Source organism: Amycolatopsis sp. NPDC004169 (assembly GCF_040610315.1).
Lineage (GTDB): Bacteria > Actinomycetota > Actinomycetes > Mycobacteriales > Pseudonocardiaceae > Amycolatopsis.
Window position 1 is genome coordinate 65,707 of the sequence record NZ_JBEXMD010000046.1, and the last position, 17,034, is coordinate 82,740.

Sequence of the window (17,034 nt, forward strand, 5' to 3'; positions counted from 1 at the left end):
CATGTTCGACTCAGTGTTGGTCGCGAACCGGGGCGAGATCGCGGTCCGGGTCATCCGCACGCTGCGGGCGCTGGGCATCCGCGCGGTCGCCGTCTACAGCGACGCGGACGCCGACGCGCGGCACGTCCGGGAGGCGCACACGGCGGTGCGGATCGGCCCGGCGGAAGCCGGGCGCAGTTACCTGAACATCCCGGCCATCGTGGACGCCGCGGTGTCTTCCGGTGCGCAGGCGGTGCACCCGGGTTACGGCTTCCTGGCCGAGAACGCCGAGTTCGCCCGCGCCTGCGAAGAGGCCGGGCTGGTCTTCATCGGCCCGCCGGTCGCGGCGATCGACGCGATGGGCGACAAGATCCGCGCCAAGGCCACCGTGTCCAAGGCCGGGGTGCCGGTCGTGCCCGGTGCGTCCGATGTGGACATCCCGCCCGGTGGGTTCGCCGACGCGGCCGCGAAGGTCGGCTACCCGCTGCTGCTCAAGCCCTCCGCCGGTGGCGGCGGCAAGGGGATGCGGCTGGTGCACGCCCCCGAGGAACTGGACGCGGCGATCGAGTCGGCGCGGCGGGAGGCCAAGGGGTCCTTCGGTGACGACACGCTCCTGATGGAGCGGTTCGTCACGACCCCGCGGCACATCGAGATCCAGGTCATGGCCGACCGGCACGGCAACGTCATCCACCTCGGCGAGCGCGAATGCAGCCTGCAGCGGCGGCACCAGAAGATCATCGAGGAAGCGCCGTCGGTGCTGCTCGACGAGAAAACCCGCGAGAAGATGGGCTCGGCGGCGGTCGAGGCCGCGCGTTCGGTCGGGTACGTCGGCGCCGGGACCGTCGAGTTCATCATGTCGGCGAAGAACCCGGACGAGTTCTTCTTCATGGAGATGAACACCCGGCTGCAGGTCGAGCACCCGGTCACCGAGCTGGTCACCGGACTCGACCTGGTCGAGTGGCAGGTCCGGGTCGCGGCGGGGGAACACCTCACCGTCCGGCAGGACGACGTCGTCCTCAATGGACACGCCGTCGAAGCCCGGGTGTACGCCGAGGACCCGGCACGCGGGTTCATTCCGACCGGCGGGACGGTGCTGGCGGTGCACGAGCCGGACGGCGACGGCGTCCGCGTCGACTCGTGGATGACGCCGGGCGCGGTGGTCGGCTCCAACTACGACCCGATGCTGGCCAAGGTCATCGCCTGGGGCCCGGACCGCGCGGCCGCGCTGCACCGGCTCGACCTGGCCCTGGCCGACACGGCGCTGCTGGGCATCGGCACGAACACCGCGTTCCTGCGCGGGCTGCTGGCCGACCCCGACGTCCGCGCGGGCAAGCTCGACACCGAGCTGGTGGACCGCTCCCTGTCCACTTTGGTCTCTTCGGACGTGCCCGCGGAGTTCTTCGTCGCGGCCGCCCTGGACCGGTTCCTGGAGCTGCAGCCGTCCGGGCCCGTCGTGGACCCGTGGGACGTGCCGGACGGCTGGCGGATGGGCGGCTCCGGCGGGGTGACGTTCCGGCTGAAGTCCGGCACCGCCCGCGCGGTGGTCCGGGTGCAGGGCACGCCCGCCGCGGCGACGGTGTTCGTCGACGACGCCGCGCCGGTGCACGTGTCGGCCCGGCGGGACGGCGACGTCCTGGAGGTCCGGCACGCGGGCGGGTTCCACCGCTACCGCCAGGCGTGCGGTCCGGATCGGACGGTCTGGCTGGCCCGCGACGGCCTCGGTTTTCCCTTCGGGGAGCAGGAGTTCGTGCTCTCGTCCCGCGGCGAGGCCGCCGGGGCCGGGCCGGTCACCAGCCCGATGCCGGGCACGGTGCTCGTGGTCAAGGTCGCGGCCGGTGACGTCGTCAAGGCCGGAACGCCGTTGCTGGTCGTCGAGGCGATGAAGATGGAGCACACGGTCACCGCGCCGATCGATGGCGTGGTCAACGAACTCCCCGTCCGGGCCGGCCAACAGGTCGCGCTGGACGAAACCCTAGCCGTCGTAAGCCCCCAAGAGGAGCAGCCGTGATCGACTTCCGCCTGGACGAGGAGTACGAGTCCCTCCGCAAGACCGTCGAGGACTTCGCGCACGCCGAAGTCGCGCCGGTGATCGGCGACCTGTACGAGAAGGAAGAGTTCCCGTACGCGATCGTCGCGAAGATGGGCGAGATGGGCCTGTTCGGCCTGCCGTTCCCCGAGGAGTTCGGCGGCATGGGCGGCGACTACTTCGCGCTGTGCCTGGCCCTGGAGGAACTGGCCCGCGTCGACTCGTCGGTGGCGATCACCCTGGAAGCCGGCGTTTCCCTGGGCGCGATGCCGATCTACCGCTTCGGCAACCAGGAGCAGAAGGAGAAGTGGCTCCCCGACCTGTGCGCGGGAACGGCGCTGGGCGGCTTCGGCCTGACCGAACCGGGCGGCGGCTCGGACGCCGGCGCCACGCGCACCCGCGCCTCGCTGGACGGTGACGAGTGGGTCGTCAACGGCAGCAAGGCGTTCATCACGAACTCGGGTACGGACATCACCCGGTTCGTCACGGCCACCGCGGTCACCGACGTGATGGAGAACGGCCGCAAGGAGATCTCGGCGATCCTCATCCCGTCCGGCACGCCGGGCTTCGCCGTGGCGCCCAAGTACTCCAAGGTCGGCTGGAACTGCTCGGACACCCACGAGCTGTCCTTTTCGGACGTCCGGGTGCCCGCGGAGAACCTGATCGGCGTCCGCGGCCGCGGGTACGCGCAGTTCCTGTCCATCCTGGACGAAGGCCGGGTCGCGATCGCCGCGCTGTCGGTCGGTCTCGCGCAGGGCTGCGTCGACGAATGCCTCAAGTATGTCAAGGACCGGGTCGCGTTCGGCAAGCGGATCGGCGAGTACCAGGCGATCCAGTTCAAGGTCGCGGACATGGAGGTCCGCACGCACACCGCGCGCCTGGCCTACTACCAGGCGGCGTCGAAGATGCTGCGCGGCGAGCCGTTTAAGAAGGAGGCGTCGATCGCCAAGCTGGTGGCCTCCAACGCGGCGATGGACAACGCCCGCGACGCGACGCAGATCTTCGGCGGGTACGGCTTCATGAACGAATTCCCGGTCAGCCGCTTCTACCGCGACGCCAAGATCCTGGAGATCGGCGAGGGGACGAGCGAGGTCCAGAAGATGCTGATCTCGCGCCACCTCGGCGTGGCCTGACCGGCCGAGGGGCACCGCCACGCCGTGGCGGTGCCCCTCGTGCCTACTGCGGCTGTTGCTGCTTCTTGTCTTCCTCCGCCCAGGCCGCTTCCGCCTGCATCTGGATGTCGGTGAGACCGCGGTCGACCTGCACGATGTCCTTGCCCGCCCAGCCCACGAAGTTCTTCGAGCTCTTGGCGTCCGAAAGCGCCTTGAGCATCGGGTAGTACTCCGGGTGGTTCTTCTTGATCCAGTCGTCGGCGAACTTCATCTTCTGGTAGCTGTCGCCGAACTTGGTCTTCAGCCAGTCCTCGTGCTTCTTGATGGTCGAGATGTCGTGGTCGCTCAGGTGCGACTTCGGCGGCGTCGGCTTGGGCGGCTCCGGCGGCTTCGGCAGCGGCCGCGAAAAGTTTGGCGTGGTGCCGTCACCGGGCGGCCGCGTGCTGGGAGTCGCGCCGCCACCGGGATTGTCGTGGGTGACGGCCGTGCCCGGCGGCGGCAGCGGCCGCGAGAAGTTGGGGGTCGTGCCGTCGCCCGGCGGCCGCGTGGTGGGAGTGGCGCCGCCACCCGGACGGTCGTGGGTGATCGCGGTGCCCGGCGGCGGCACCGGCGTCAGCTCGTGGCCCGCGCTCGACGACGAGCCCGGCTTGCCCTTGACCAGCTTCGACAGCCCGGTGAGGCGGGCCAGCGTCCGGCCGGCGTAGGCGACGACCTTGGCGAGCTTCGCCATCATCGCCGCGACCTGCACCGAGACCGTCGCGACGCACTTGGTCACCCCGACGGCGATCGACGCGCCGAAGGTGGGGATGGCCAGCGCGAGCGCGATCAGCATCGTGGAGATGATGTCGCCGAGGATCGTCGTGATGATGTCGCGCAGCAGCGAGCGGACCGCGCCGATCAGCGCCCCGGTGGTCTCGACCATGTAGCCGGCGACGTCGGCCGCCTTGGCGTTGGCGTCGATCCAGCCCTTCCGGTCGTTGATCGACTTCAGGAAGCTGTCGTAGCCCTTGCCCTGCCACTGGGTGATCGTCGCCTGGAGCGTCTTGTCGAGCTCCTCGCCGGTGTTGCGCAGGCTTTCGCCGATCTTGTGCAGCTCGTTGGCGACTTTGGTGACCTCGGAAGGGTTTCCCGCGACCTGGTCCAGCGGCCACTTCAGGAACGACACGTGCTCGATCAGCCAGCCCAGCCCGGCCGCGATCAGCTTCGCCAGCGGGTCCATGGCGAAGGCGACGGTGTCCAGGACGGCGCTGATGACGTTGATGCCGAGTTCGACGCTGACGGCCGCGAGGTCGCCGCCGTGTTCGGTCTGGACCTTGCCGATCGAGTCGCCGACCTGCTTCCAGCTGTCGAAGACGCCGGCGCCGGTGGTGGAGTTCGACGCGGTGATGGGAACGGTCACTTGCCCAGCTCCGTCTCGAAGGTGCTCAAACCCTGTGCCGTGTTCGAATCGTGGGTCGCGTAGGTTTCCGCGGCCTTCTTGACGTCGGCGGCCGACTTGCCGATGTCACCGGCGAGATTGCCGATTTCCCCGGTGATCACCGCCATCGTGATCCGCGACGGCACGGCGAGCACCTGCGCGAGCAGGATGCCGAAGGCGGCGTTGTCGAACCCGTTGGCCGCCTGCATCCGGTTCGCGGCGTCCTGCACCGCCGGCTGCGTCGTACCCGACAGGAACTGGCTGAACTTCTGCAGCTCGGCCGGGTCGACCGAGAATCCTGCTCCGGAAACCACCGGTTCTCCTCCGTACTACCAGGGGTTGCTTTCGCCGTCGTCCTCGTCCGGCGCGGGCCGGGGCGGACGGCGCGGCTGCGGGTGCTGCTGCTGGGGGCGTTGCGGCGGCGGTGGGGCCGGGGGCCGCCGGTGCGGCGGCGGCGCGGGCGGCCGCGGCGCCCGGTCCGGTGCCTCCTGCTCCGGCATGAACACCTCGCTCTTGCCGGGCGGTTCGTCTTCCGGTTCGGGCGCGGGCAGGAACTCGTCCAGCAGTTCGCGCGCGGCCGAGCTCTCGCCGACCATGCCGCTGAACGCGCCGGCCACCTCGGCCGACACCTTCTGCTGCGCCCGGCCGACCAGCTGCATGACCAGGCCGGAAAGGGATTGCGGGGAACGCTCGTACGCGCGCGGGCCGAACCGCAGCTCCTGCAGCACGCCGCTCGGGCCGACGGTCACCGTGACCGCGCCGTCCGGCGAGCGCACGGTGGCGACTGCAGAGCGGAGTTTTTCCTGCGCTGCCGCGGCTTTCGCCTGAATCTCCGCGAGCTCGGCACCGAACGCGGCCAGTGGATCGCCGCCGGGCACTGACTGTGTCAATTTGTCCTCGTCGCCAAGAGAGGTCGTGAACGCGTCAAGTCAAGCAGCGCCGCTTTAACTGCGGATGACACGCACTGAGCCGACGGCTGAACGCCGCCAGGGTGGGCCGCACTGGACACCGATAACTATACCGGTATAGTTATCGCCATGGTCGAGATCAAAACGAAGTCCGAGCTGGCGATGATGCGCGAAGCCGGACGCGTGGTGGCGAACACCCTGCACGCGGTCAAGGAAGCCGCCGCGATCGGCGTCTCCCTGCGCGAACTGGACGACGTCGCCGCGCACGTCATCAGCGAGGCCGGCGCCAAGCCGTCCTTCCTGCACTACCAGCCGCGGTCCGCACCGACGCCCTACCCGAACGTCCTGTGCGCCAGCGTCAACGACGTCGTCGTGCACGGGATCCCGACGGCGTACCGCCTTCGCGACGGGGATCTGCTCAGCATCGACTGCGGCGCGATCCTCGACGGTTGGAACGGCGACGCGGCGATCAGCTTCGTCATCGGCGACGCCGACCCGGCCGACCTCGCGCTCATCGAGGCGACCGAGCGGGCACTGGCCGCGGGGATCGCGGCCGCCCAGCCGGGGGCGAAGCTGGGGGACATCTCGTACGCGATCGGTGCGGCCGGCCGCGCGTCGGGTTTCGGCATGCTCGACGACCACGGCGGTCACGGGATCGGCCGCGCGATGCACGAAGACCCGCACCTGCCGAACGAAGGCCGCGCGGGCCGCGGAATGCGGCTCAAGCCGGGCCTCGCACTGGCGATCGAGCCGATGCTCACCCGCGGCGGCGACGATTACCGCTACGCCGAGGACGGCTGGTCGATCCACACCGCCGACGGCAGCCGGGCGGCGCACGTCGAACACACCATCGCCATCACCGAAGACGGCCCGCGCGTGCTCACCGTGCGGTAGACAGGGGGGATGGACAACATCGTCATCCGGTCGGGTGATTCTGGGGACGCCGACCTCCTGCTCCGCTTCTTCGACGAGGCGGTCGAGTGGCTGGTCGCCCGGGGGAGTTCGCAGCAGTGGGGTACCGAGCCGTGGAGCCGGGTGCCGAAGCGCATCGAGCGGGTGAAGGGGATGGCCGCGGACCCTGGCCTGCGCATCGCGGTGGTCGACGGAGAGCCCGCCGGCGCACTGATCGTCTCGGAAGACCACGACCCGCACGTGCCGGCGGTCGACGAGCGCGAGCTGTACATCCGGCTGCTCATCACGTCCCGCCGGTTCACCGGGAAGCACGTCGGCGGCCGGCTGATCGAGTACGCGCTCGACGAGGCCCGCCGGCGCGGAATCGACCTCGTGCGCGTCGACTGCTGGGCCGGGGGTGACGGCGAACTGCAGCGGTACTACGAGGGCCAGGGGTTCCGGCCGACGGTGTGGTTCTCCGTCGACGAGTGGGTCGGGCAGGTGCTGGAGCAGCGCCTGGGTTAGCAGACCCGGAACTGCGCGGTCAGCCCGTGCAGGGCGAGCGGCCTGCCGTCGGGGCCCGGCTCGAAGCTGATCAGGGTGTAGACGCCCGGCCGCAGCGCCACCAGTGACATCACGTCGGAGCCGTTGTCCTGCCCGATGGTGGTGACCTGGCCCGGTGTCAGCTTGCCGTCGAAGAGGTCCGCGGCGGTGGCGCCGTCGGGAAGGCGGAACAGGATCGCCTCGTGGCGCTGCGCCCCGGACTGGTGTAAGCGCAGCACCACCTTGCCGCCGGGTGCGCGGACGACCGGGGTGTCGGGCCGGTAGTAGTAGTCGCCGACCTCGACGCCGAGGCTGACCGCGTCCGGCGGCACGGGCGGGGCGAGCGGTTCGAGCTTGTTGACCTTCAGGTGCCCGTCGGGGTCCGGCCACCAGTTCCAGCGTTCGTGGGCGAGCTTGTGGCCGTAGGCGAGGTAGGTGCCTTCGGTGCTGAAGCTGCCGTCCGGGTAGGCGATGATCTCGGTCGTGCGCATCCGGTCGATGTGCAGGCCGCCCAGCACCCTGGGCACGGCCGCGTAGCTGTCCTGGTGCATGAACGTGGTGATGAAGTGGACGGTGAACAACGTCGCCGCCGGGTTGGCGGCGAGGTCGTCCGGTCTGGCGGGGTCACCGGCGTTGACGCAGGCGACGAAGTTGCGGATGGCGGCGCGCACCCGCGCGGCGGTGGCCGGGGCCGCGGGGCGGCCCGGCCCGGACGGCGCCGCGGCGGACCCGGGGTCCGCCGTCCACGGGCCCGGTGCCGGAGCCGTGCACGTCGTCGTCGCGGCGGCCGCGACCGGCACCGCCACCGACGTCGAGAGGCTCAGTGCTGCGGCGGCGAAGAGGTGAGTCGGGCGCATGTTGTGCTCCTTTGCGGTGTTTGGGCGGATATCGCCAGGCTAGGAACCGCGCAGGGGCCGCCGCTTCGGGAATCCCACTGAATCCGACCCGTCCGGGTAGCGCGGTCACGGCTCAGGGGTCACACTGTTGACGCAGTGCCAACAGACGAAGGAGTCGCCATGGACCTCGCGGGCAAGGTCGTCGTCATCACCGGCGGCGGGCAGGGGATCGGCGCGGCGACCGCGGCGGCACTCGCCCGCCTCGGCGCGCAGGTGGTGATCGGCGACCTCGACCAGGTCCGGGCCGAGAAGACCGCCGGCGAGCTGGGGGCCGAGGCGCTGCCGCTGGACGTCACCGACATCCGGGGGTTCACCGAGTTCCTCGACGAGGTCGAGCGCCGCCACGGCCGGATCGACGTGCTGGTCAACAACGCCGGCATCATGCCGCTCGGCGACCTCGACACCGAAAGCGACGCGACGACCCGGCGGCAGCTGGAAATCAACCTGCACGCCGTCATCCACGGCACGCGCGAGGCGGTGCGGCGGATGCGGCCGCGGCGGTCCGGGCACATCGTCAACGTGGCCTCGTTCGCGGGCAAGGCCGGCTTCCCGGGCGCGGCGACCTACTGTGCCACCAAGCACGCCGTCGTCGGGCTGTCCGAGGCGGTGCACCTGGAACTGCACGGCAGCGGTGTGCACGTCTCGTGCGTGATGCCCGGCGTCGTGCGGACGGAGCTCGCGAGCGGTCTCGCCGAGGCCAAGATGTTCAAGTCCGTGCGGCCGGAAGATGTGGCCGACGCCATCGTATCCGCGCTGCGCAAGCCTCGTTTGGACGTCTTCGTGCCCCGCTCGCTGGGCACTATGGGCAAGCTCACGCGGCTGCTGCCGCGGCGGGCGGGCGAGGCGTTGGCGCGAGCGTTGAAGGCGGACCGGCTTTTGGCTTCAGCGGCCCATTCCCCGGCTCGTGCGGCGTACGAAGCACGGGCCGCGGAGAGCGGTCCCGGGGTAGCTCGGACGGACTAGCGACCGTCCGAATTGGACGTGCCGGCGGGGGTGGTGCTGTTGTTTCCGCCCGCCCGGCCCGGCAAGATTGCCTCCGGATCGGCTTTGGGAGGCTCGAGGACGATGGTTTCACCACCCGCACGGCTGGCCGCCGCGGCGTCGAACGTGGTCGGCAAGGTGCTGCACGGCGGCGTCGCCGACCTGCGTCCGATGCCGCGGGTGCTGATCGACCAGGGGCCCAACCGCTCGCTGTACCGGATGACCCACCGCGGCGGCACGGTGTCCGGACCCCCGATCCTGCTGGTGCCCCCGCTGGCGGCCCCGGCGATCTGCTTCGACCTCCGCCGCGGCTGCAGCCTCATCGAGCACCTGATCGACGGCGGCCGCAACACCTACCTGGTCGACTACGGCATGGTGGCGTTCTCGGACCGTCGTCTGGGCATCGAGCACTGGATCGACGAGGTGCTGCCGCGCGCGATCCGGCGAGTGAGCCTCGATGCGGGCGGACAGCCGGTGCACCTGGTGTCGTGGTCGCTCGGCGGGATCTTCTCACTGCTGGTGAACGCCGACCAGCCGGACCTCCCGATCGCGTCGATCACCGCGATCGGCTCGCCGGTGGACTTCACGGCCATCCCGATCGTGGCCCCGTTCCGCCCCCTGGTGGACCTCACGAACGGCCACCTGCTGACCCCGATCTACCGGGCGTTCGGCGGCGCACCGTCCTATTTGGTCAGCCGCGTGTTCCGCGCAACGGGCATCAGCAAGGAAATCACCAAGCCCCTGGCCATCTTGTCCCATCTCGACGACCGCGACTACCTGGCCCAGATCGAGGCGGTCGACCACTTCATGAGCAACATGTACGCGTACCCGGGAAGGACGTTCGGCCAGCTGTACCACCGCCTGTTCCGCACGAACGACCTGGCGGAGGGCAAGGTGGACCTGAACGGCCGGATCATCTCGCTGTCATCGGTCCGGGTCCCGACATTGGTGGTGGCGGGCGAGAACGACACAATCGCCCCGCGGCCATCGGTGGAGCGAGTGGTGGAGCTGCTGGACAAGGCCCCAGAGGTCCGCTTCAAGACGGCGCCGGGTGGTCACTTGGGGGTTCTGACGGGCCGGAAGGCGCGCGGGACGACGTGGCGGTATCTGGACGAGTTCCTGGACGACCAGGTTTCGTGAAAGAGCTGGAGGCCACCCGGGCCGGGGTGGCCTCCAGCGGCCTTACTTGAGTTCGGCGGACGTCTTGCCGAGGATCCGGCGAGCGACGATCAACTGCTGAATCTGCTGTGTGCCTTCGAAGATGTCCAGGATTTCTCAGCTGGATTTCGTCGACCTCGCTCACTTCGCTGTAAAGGGCCTCTGAGCTGCGCTGATGCGTCTCGTTAGTTCTCGTCGTCTGTCGCTGCTCCCTGGCCTCTGACGGCCTGGAGACGGCCTGGCGGACCAGCCACACCTACCCCTGCATCCCGATACGAAGCCAGCACGCGGCCGGTGGTGCTGGGTCAAGACACGCTTCACCGTCTTGACGCGGTGCTACCGGCCGTTGTCACGATCAGGCGTCGGGATGGAGGTCTCCCACGACGGTGCGTAACGGAGATCGAGTCACGAACGACCCGTATGTCACGACCGCTCGCAGAGGAGGCCGACGTTGGCTCTGGGGACCCGTGTGCCGCCGCCGCGCGGCGCTGCGCCAGGTAACCGGCTGGCGGCCGCACCGCCCGGCCGGCGAGCGGAGCGGAGCGGCAGCCCGCCGTGTCGGAAGCGAATGCGGCCGCCCAGGCGAGGGGCTACATAGGCCACAGGCGCGCCGCCGGCGGCGGCGCGCCCTTGATCTCATAGAGCCAGATTCGGCAGTGAACTCAGCAAAGGACGCGTCAGTGAATCCCCTGATTCAAGGACTATTTAGCAAGTTCAGAGAGGCGGAGGAGCTTGACAAGCTCAGCGATTCGGACGCCTTTGAACTGTTTGCGGCGAGTATCATGCTCCCTGACGACCTCCTCTCGCAAGCGGCCAAGACGGATTTCCTGCTTGATCCGGGAACCACTGGTATTGATGTAGCCGTCCTTGAGATTAATGGACAGATTGCATGGGATGAATCAGATGTACATGAAATTTGCGCGACGTCGTCAAAACTGGAAGTGACAGTCCACTTTCTTCAGGCTAAGCAGTCGACGGCTGTCTCAAGTGTTGAGGTCTTGAATTTCGGTGACACCGCCAGGCGCTGCTTAAATAATGATCACGTTCAAGACTATCCAAAGATTGCGGCGATCGCGTCCGCTTTTCGCAAGATATTCGACGACTATGCCACCTCACTGAAAGAGCCGCCTTCTGTAAATTTACACTTCGTCACAACCGCCCCACGTGCATCCGTGGCAGACTCGAACGTGGTGATGCGCGTCGAGACCGTCACGAATCAGATTTGCAATCTAGGATTTATCGGACGTGTGCAAGTAAGCGTATCCGGGGCCGACGACCTGCATGATGGTTGGGTTCGAAAGAACCACGCAAATGAAGTAGAGATTCAACTTGAGAAGCAAGTGAATCTGCCAAAGATGCAGGGCGTAGATCAGGGAATTTTGGGCGTCGTTTCAGTGGCCGAACTCTTGAAGCTTGTAGAGAGTTCAGACGGCTCCTTAGATGAGCGGGTTTTCTACGACAACGTTCGCGGATTCAAGGGTCTTGAGAACCGCGTAAACGGGAAGATAATGGACACTCTATGCTCGCCTGAGCGGAATCTTCTTCCTGTGCTCAACAACGGCGTCACGGTCGTCGCTTCGTCGTATTCACCGAAACCTGGAGACGCCATCGCGATTTCTGGGTTTCAAGTGGTCAACGGTTGCCAGACGAGCCACTGTCTTCACTTCTCAAAGGACACACTCGGCGACGCCGTAATGGACGTCTATGTGCCAATCAGGCTCGTTGTCACGCGAGATGAGGACATTGCAACAAAGATCATTCAGGCCACCAACTCGCAGACCGAAGTTCAAGAGAATGACCTTGTAGCTCTTACGAAGTTCCAGAGGAAGCTGGAGGATTTCTATAAGGTTGATTCGTCCGAGGTCAATCTCACCTATGAGCGGAGATCTGGGCAGTTTTACGATAAAGATGTCACAAAGGCGCGCGTGGTCACGATCGGCGATCAGATGCGATCAGTGTCTGCTGTACTCCTAGACTCCCCCCATGTAGCAGCGCGGTATCCCAAGCAGTTGTACAACGAGGTGGGGACCTCGATATTCCGAGACGACCACAAGCTAATTCCCTATGTGGCGAGCGCCTTTGCGGCGTATCGAATTGAGAATGCCTTCCGAACTGGACTCGATCCCGCGTATAAGCGGGCTAGATACCACATTCTGATGGCTTATAAGTACAAAGTCTTAGGAGAACCGTCGGCGCCACTTAATAGTAACAAGTGTGAGATGCAAAGCCTGACTCTCATTGAGGCATTGAAGAGGCCTGATCAGATCGAAGTATTTCGTGAAGCCGCAGAAAAGATATCTTCATTGGCTGGCGGCAGCTTGCCATCGTCGGATCGTCTCAAGAGACAGCAGTTCACCGTCGATTTGATTGCGCATTTACGCGACGTTGCGGAAAAGTAGCCTGGCTTGCATTCGTGAGCGCGGGGCTGGTTGCGAGAATTGGGTGTCATTCAGCAGGCGGAGAGCTGGTTGAAGGGCCAGTCGCCCGGACCCGGGCACGCGGTCGACGATCCTCAGTCGGCTCGAAAGCCAGATCTACCCAGTCTTCGAGACCAAGAAGGTGGGGCAGATCAAGCCGTCGACCATTCGTGACTGGGTCGGCTCGATGGAAGAGCGGAAGCTCTCGGACAACTATCAGGCGGTCTTGTTCAACACAGTCTCCGGTGTCATGGATTCGGCCGTGGACGACCGCCGGATTCGCGAGAACCCGTGCCACGCGAAGACCGTGCGGCGACCCGTCGCGAGTAGCCCGCCGATCGTCGTGTGGCCGGAGGAACGTGTTCAGGCCGTGCGGTCAGGGCTGGCGGAGCGGTTCAAGATCGCGGTTCGCTCGGCGCTGGCTTCGGGCTGCGGCAGGGTGAGATTCTGGGCTTCTCGCCAGACGACGTCGACCGAACGGCGATGACTGTGCGGATTCGTCGACAGATCAAGACGGTCAGGGGCGTGATGATGTTCGCGCTCCCCAAGCGAGGGCAAGGAGCGGACCATCCCGCTGTCGGCCGCCATGCTGGCCGAGATCGACGACCACGAGGACAGGTTCCCGTCCGTGGCCGTCACGCTGCCCTGGCAGAGCGCTGACGGCGACCCGGTGACGGCACGGCTACTGATGACCGGGGAAGGCGGCCGGCTGTACTCCGGAGACCTGTTCACGAAGGTCGTCTGGCACGGAGCGTTCCGGGCAGCCGGGATCAAGTACCGAGGTCGCGCGGACGGAATGCACGCGCTCCGTCACTTCTACGCGTCGACGCTCCTGGCCCGTGCGGTGTCGATCACGGAGCTGGCCGATTACCTTGGCCACGCGGACCCGGGCTTCACGCTCAGGACGTACACGCACCTCGTTCCGTCGAGCCACCAGCGGGCGCGGGAGGCCGTCGACGCGGTGTTCGGACGGCCTGCCCTCGATGACGGCCTGGAGGCGGCCTGATCATGAAACCCCGTCCCCGCCGACGCGAAAGCCGCCCGGTCGCAGAGCCCCGAGAAGGGCAAGCGACCGGGCGGATTTCCGTTACCTCACAACTACTTCAGCTCAGCCGATGTCTTCCCGAGGATGCGGCGGGCGACGATCAGCTGCTGAATCTGCTGCGTCCCCTCGAAGATGTCCAGAATCTTCGCGTCCCGAGCCCACTTCTCCAGCAACGACTCCTCGCTGTAGGCCCCGGTCAGCTCCACGCACTTCAGCGCGATCTCCACCACCGACCGCCCCGCCTTGGCCTTTGCCATCGACGCCTGCAGTGAGTTCGGCTTGCGGTTGTCCGCCATCCACGCCGATTCCAGCGTCAGCAGGTACGCCGACTCGTAGTCCGCCTCCAGGCGGAGGAACTCGGCCGCGGCTGCGTGCTGGGAGTTGGCCGGGCGGTCGTAGTCGATCGTGATACCGGCGGACGTGAGGATCGAGCGCGTCTCCTCCAGGGCCGCGCGGGCGACGCCGATCGCCATTGCCGCCACCAGGGGGCGGGTGTTGTCGAACGTCTGCATGACGCCCGCGAAACCCTTTTTGGTGTCGATCTCCGGCGAACCCAGCAGGTTCTCGCGCGGGACGCGGCAGTTCTCGAAGCGCAGCACCGCCGTGTCCGAGGCGCGGATGCCGAGCTTGTGCTCGGTGCGCACCACCTCGAAGCCCGGCGTGCCCTTCTCCACCACGAACGACTTGATCGCCGCGCGGCCCTTGGACTTGTCCAGCGTCGCCCACACGACCACCGCGTCCGCGCGCTCGCCTGAGGTCACGAAGATCTTCTCGCCGTTCAGCACGTAGTGGTCGCCGTCGAGGCGGGCCGTCGTGCTGACCGCCGCCGAGTCCGAACCGAACGACGGCTCGGTGATCGCCATCGCCGCCCACATGCCGGAGAAGCGCTCGAGCTGCTCATCCGTCGCGACCGAGCTGATCGCCGCGTTGCCGAGGCCCTGGCGCGGCATCGACAGCAGCAGGCCGACGTCACCCCAGCACATCTCGATCGTGCCGAGGACGACGTTGAGGTTGGCGCCGTTGCGGTTGCCCTTCTCCTCCTTCTCGGAGGCCGAGCGGCGCACCCCGGCCGCGCCCGCGCCGCCCTCGCCCGAAGAGTTCAAGCCGTCCAGCAGCGCCGCGAACATGTCCAGTTCGCTCGGGTACGTGTGCTCCGCGCGGTCGTACTTGCGCGAGATCGGCCGGAACACCTCGGCCGCGGCCTGGTACGCCTGGTTGATCAGCGCGCCGGCCTTCTTGGGGACTTCCAGGTTGATCATGACTTGCCTTTCCCAAAGCCTAGAGAAGGACGGCGCCTTCCATGACGCCGATGGCCCGCAGGTCCCGGTACCAGCGCTCGACCGGGTGCTCCTTGACGAAGCCGTGCCCGCCGAGCAGCTGCACGCCCGCGTTGCCGATCTGCATGCCCTTGTCCACGGCGAGTTTCCGCGCCAGCGCGACCTCGCGGGCGTACGGCTTGCCCTGCTCGGCCCGCGCCGCGGCGCGCAGCGTGACCAGCCGCAGGCCCTCCAGCTCGATCGCGATGTCGGCGACCGAGAACGCCACCGCCTGCCGGTGGCTGATCGGCTCGCCGAACGCCACCCGCTCGTTGACGTAGGGGACGACGTAGTCGAGGACGGCCTTCGCGGTGCCGGCGGCCAGCGCCGCCCAGCCGAGCCGCGACAGCCGGACGACGTCGGCGAAGACGTCCGCCTTGCCGCCGCCGAGCAGCGCGCCCGCGGGCAGGTTGACGTGCTCCAGGTGCAGCTTGCCGGTGGCGGCGCCGCGCAGGCCCATCGCCGGCTCGGTTTCGATGGACACCCCGGCGCTCGACGACTCGACGAGGAACAGCGCCGGGCCGCGGCCTTCGAGGTCGGCCGAGACGATGAACAGCTCCGCCTGCGTCGCCCGCGGGACCAGCGACTTGACGCCGTCGAGCTGGTAGCCCTTCGGGGTGCGGCGCGCCTTCGTGGCGGGCTTGAAGGGGTCGTAGAGCGCTTTCTGCTCCTGCAGCGCCAGCGCCGCGGCCGGGACGTGCTCGCCGGTGAACGCGGGCAGGTAGTCGGCCTGCTGCTGCTCGTCACCCCAGCTGACCAGCGCGGTGCTGACGGCGGACGGCGCGAGCACGGCCACGGCCAGGCCGAGGTCGCCGTGCGCAAGCGCTTCCGCGACGAGCGCGTTGGTCACCACCGAGCGTTCCGTGCCGACGCCGCCGAGCTCCTCGGGGATGCCGACCAGGCTGATGCCCAGCTCGGCGGCCCGGCTCAGCAGGCCCTCGGGCGCCTCGAGCTTGGCGTCGGCGTCCGCGGCGGCCGGCCGCAGCTGCTCGGCGGCGAACTCGGTCACCGTTTCGACGATGAGCTGCTGGTCTTCGCTCGGCGTCAGATCGAACAGCCCGGTGTCGGCGGCCGGCGTGAGCCGGGCGGGCTTGCCCAGCTTCTGCACCGACTTGAACGACCGGGTCGCCGCGCCGGCAACGCGGAAGCCGTTGCGCGTCCCCGCGGTGACCAGGCCTTCGAGCGGCTTCCGCAGCCCGGCCCGATCGACGACCTTGCTCCCGGCCAGCCGGGTCAGCGCGGACAGGCCCCAGCCCATCGCGTCCCGTTTCCTTGGCGCAGCCATGTGGCCCTCCATCCCGTTACCTACTCGCCAGTAGGTTAACCCGGGAGCCGGGATCGCGCCAGTGCGGGGTCGGTCACGAGTGCGCGGTGTGCACATTCCTGCGCCACTCGGCGAACCGGATGCGCTCGAAGGTGATGAGCCCGAGCACCACGGCGGCCGCGACCACCAGCAGCACGGCGGCGGGCACGTGCTCCAGCAGCGGCGTCGCGGCGACGAGCAGAAGCCCGACGACGAGCCGCTGGACGTTCCAGCTGCCGAGGTTGCGCTTGCGCAGCGCGCTGAGCGCGATCAGGTAGAGGGCGAGGCCGCCGGTCAACGTCCAGATCGGCACGCCGTGCAGCGCTTCGCCGGGCGTGTGGTGCTCGGTGTCGGCGATGTAGAGGAAGGCCTTCTTCAGCCCGAGGGCGACCAGCACGATCCCGGCGATCAGCGGCAGGTGCAGGAAGGTGTAGGAGTCGGTGGCGAGCTTGGTGCGTTCGGTGCCGGTGGCCTGGGTGAGCCGGTGCTCGGAGACCCGCGCGACGACGTCGAAGTAGGTCCACCACATCCCGGCGGCCAGCCCCAGCCCGCACACGGCCGCGCCCGCGACCAGCCACGACATGGGCAGCGCCCCGATCCCGATCCCGATGGCGACGATCGACTCACCGAGCGCGATGATCACGATGAGCCCGAACCGCTCGGCGAAGTGCGCGGGCGAGTTCAGCCGCCACCCGTCCGGCCCGGTGAGGTAGACGTTGAGGTAGTCGACCAGCAGCGCGACGACCCACAGCCCCAGCTGCCACGGCCCGCTGAGGAAGGCGGCCACCCCGAGCAGCACGACACTCGGCAGCAGCCCGACGAACATCTTGAGCAACACCCGCCGCAGTCCCGGATCGTTCTTCGCCGCGCCCAGGTAGGCGACGAGGTGAAGAAGCCGAACGAGCGCGTAGCAGACGACGAAGAGAGCGGGCGCGTACAGGCCGCCGGGGTGGTCGACGAAGGCTTCCGGGATGGTCAGCGACACCAGGAACATCACGGCCATCGCGCCGAACATGGCCAGCCGCGCGATCCCGTGGTCGAC

At 68.0% G+C, this 17,034-nt stretch carries 16 protein-coding genes; 9 read left to right on the forward strand and 7 right to left on the reverse strand.

The annotated features are described in order from the left end of the window. The first annotated feature begins 1 nt into the window (after position 1). A complete protein-coding gene (locus tag ABZX11_RS40255; protein ID WP_354923585.1) occupies positions 2-1,987 on the forward strand; it encodes an acetyl-CoA carboxylase biotin carboxylase subunit in 1,986 nt (661 codons plus the stop codon). Then, positions 1,984-3,138 carry an acyl-CoA dehydrogenase family protein gene (locus ABZX11_RS40260; RefSeq protein ID WP_354923588.1) on the forward strand — a complete coding sequence of 385 codons (1,155 nt, stop codon included), beginning with the start codon at positions 1,984-1,986 and terminating at the stop codon, positions 3,136-3,138. Before ABZX11_RS40255 ends, ABZX11_RS40260 begins: the two co-directional genes overlap by 4 nt. A gap of 43 nt (positions 3,139-3,181) precedes the next feature. Here ABZX11_RS40260 and ABZX11_RS40265 read toward each other — a convergent pair whose 3' ends face one another. Genes ABZX11_RS40265 through ABZX11_RS40275 form a run of 3 tightly spaced genes read right to left on the reverse strand, consistent with a single transcriptional unit; the run spans position 3,182 to position 5,424 of the window. Next, a complete protein-coding gene (locus ABZX11_RS40265; protein ID WP_176175080.1) occupies positions 3,182-4,516 on the reverse strand; it encodes a hypothetical protein in 1,335 nt (444 codons plus the stop codon). Beyond that, positions 4,513-4,848: a hypothetical protein gene (locus tag ABZX11_RS40270; RefSeq protein WP_176175081.1), complete on the reverse strand. Its 336-nt coding sequence runs from the start codon at positions 4,846-4,848 to the stop codon at positions 4,513-4,515. Before ABZX11_RS40270 ends, ABZX11_RS40265 begins: the two co-directional genes overlap by 4 nt. A gap of 15 nt (positions 4,849-4,863) precedes the next feature. After that, positions 4,864-5,424, reverse strand: coding sequence for a YbaB/EbfC family nucleoid-associated protein (locus ABZX11_RS40275; RefSeq protein WP_354923591.1), 561 nt, complete (start codon positions 5,422-5,424; stop codon positions 4,864-4,866). Positions 5,425-5,571: 147 nt separating this feature from the next. Between ABZX11_RS40275 and map the strand changes: the two genes are divergently transcribed. Then, a complete protein-coding gene (map, locus tag ABZX11_RS40280) occupies positions 5,572-6,336 on the forward strand; it encodes a type I methionyl aminopeptidase (protein WP_354923594.1) in 765 nt (254 codons plus the stop codon). A 9-nt stretch (positions 6,337-6,345) separates the two neighbouring features. Beyond that, positions 6,346-6,858, forward strand: a complete 513-nt coding sequence (locus ABZX11_RS40285; RefSeq protein ID WP_354923597.1) for a GNAT family N-acetyltransferase — start codon at positions 6,346-6,348, stop codon at positions 6,856-6,858. Here ABZX11_RS40285 and ABZX11_RS40290 read toward each other — a convergent pair. Continuing rightward, the gene (locus ABZX11_RS40290; RefSeq protein WP_354923600.1) at positions 6,855-7,733 is read right to left on the reverse strand and encodes a hypothetical protein; all 879 of its coding nucleotides are present in this window, start codon (positions 7,731-7,733) and stop codon (positions 6,855-6,857) included. The genes ABZX11_RS40285 and ABZX11_RS40290 overlap by 4 nt on opposite strands. Positions 7,734-7,892: 159 nt before the next feature. Here ABZX11_RS40290 and ABZX11_RS40295 point away from each other — a divergent pair, with 159 nt between their 5' ends. The 5 genes from ABZX11_RS40295 (at position 7,893) to ABZX11_RS40315 (ending at position 13,334) form a co-directional block, all read left to right on the forward strand. Then, a complete protein-coding gene (locus ABZX11_RS40295; protein ID WP_176175085.1) occupies positions 7,893-8,735 on the forward strand; it encodes an SDR family oxidoreductase in 843 nt (280 codons plus the stop codon). Positions 8,736-8,837: 102 nt separating this feature from the next. Next, on the forward strand, positions 8,838-9,893 hold the full coding sequence (locus ABZX11_RS40300) for an alpha/beta hydrolase (protein ID WP_176175086.1): 1,056 nt from the start codon (positions 8,838-8,840) through the stop codon (positions 9,891-9,893). 698 nt (positions 9,894-10,591) lie between these two features. Further along, complete coding sequence (locus ABZX11_RS40305; RefSeq protein WP_354923605.1) at positions 10,592-12,310, forward strand: AIPR family protein; 1,719 nt, start codon at positions 10,592-10,594, stop codon at positions 12,308-12,310. A 160-nt stretch (positions 12,311-12,470) separates the two neighbouring features. Then, positions 12,471-12,815, forward strand: coding sequence for a hypothetical protein (locus tag ABZX11_RS40310; RefSeq protein ID WP_354923608.1), 345 nt, complete (start codon positions 12,471-12,473; stop codon positions 12,813-12,815). A 99-nt stretch (positions 12,816-12,914) separates the two neighbouring features. After that, positions 12,915-13,334: a tyrosine-type recombinase/integrase gene (locus ABZX11_RS40315; protein ID WP_354923611.1), complete on the forward strand. Its 420-nt coding sequence runs from the start codon at positions 12,915-12,917 to the stop codon at positions 13,332-13,334. A 92-nt stretch (positions 13,335-13,426) separates the two neighbouring features. Here the strand turns inward: ABZX11_RS40315 and ABZX11_RS40320 are convergent, their stop codons facing one another. From ABZX11_RS40320 to ABZX11_RS40330, 3 genes are all read right to left on the reverse strand, one after another. Continuing rightward, a complete protein-coding gene (locus ABZX11_RS40320; RefSeq protein WP_354923614.1) occupies positions 13,427-14,632 on the reverse strand; it encodes an acyl-CoA dehydrogenase family protein in 1,206 nt (401 codons plus the stop codon). A 19-nt stretch (positions 14,633-14,651) separates the two neighbouring features. Next, complete coding sequence (locus ABZX11_RS40325) at positions 14,652-15,947, reverse strand: acyl-CoA dehydrogenase family protein (protein ID WP_176178175.1); 1,296 nt, start codon at positions 15,945-15,947, stop codon at positions 14,652-14,654. A gap of 100 nt (positions 15,948-16,047) precedes the next feature. After that, positions 16,048-17,034: low temperature requirement protein A (locus tag ABZX11_RS40330; protein ID WP_354923617.1), on the reverse strand; the 987-nt coding region annotated here is incomplete at its 5' end.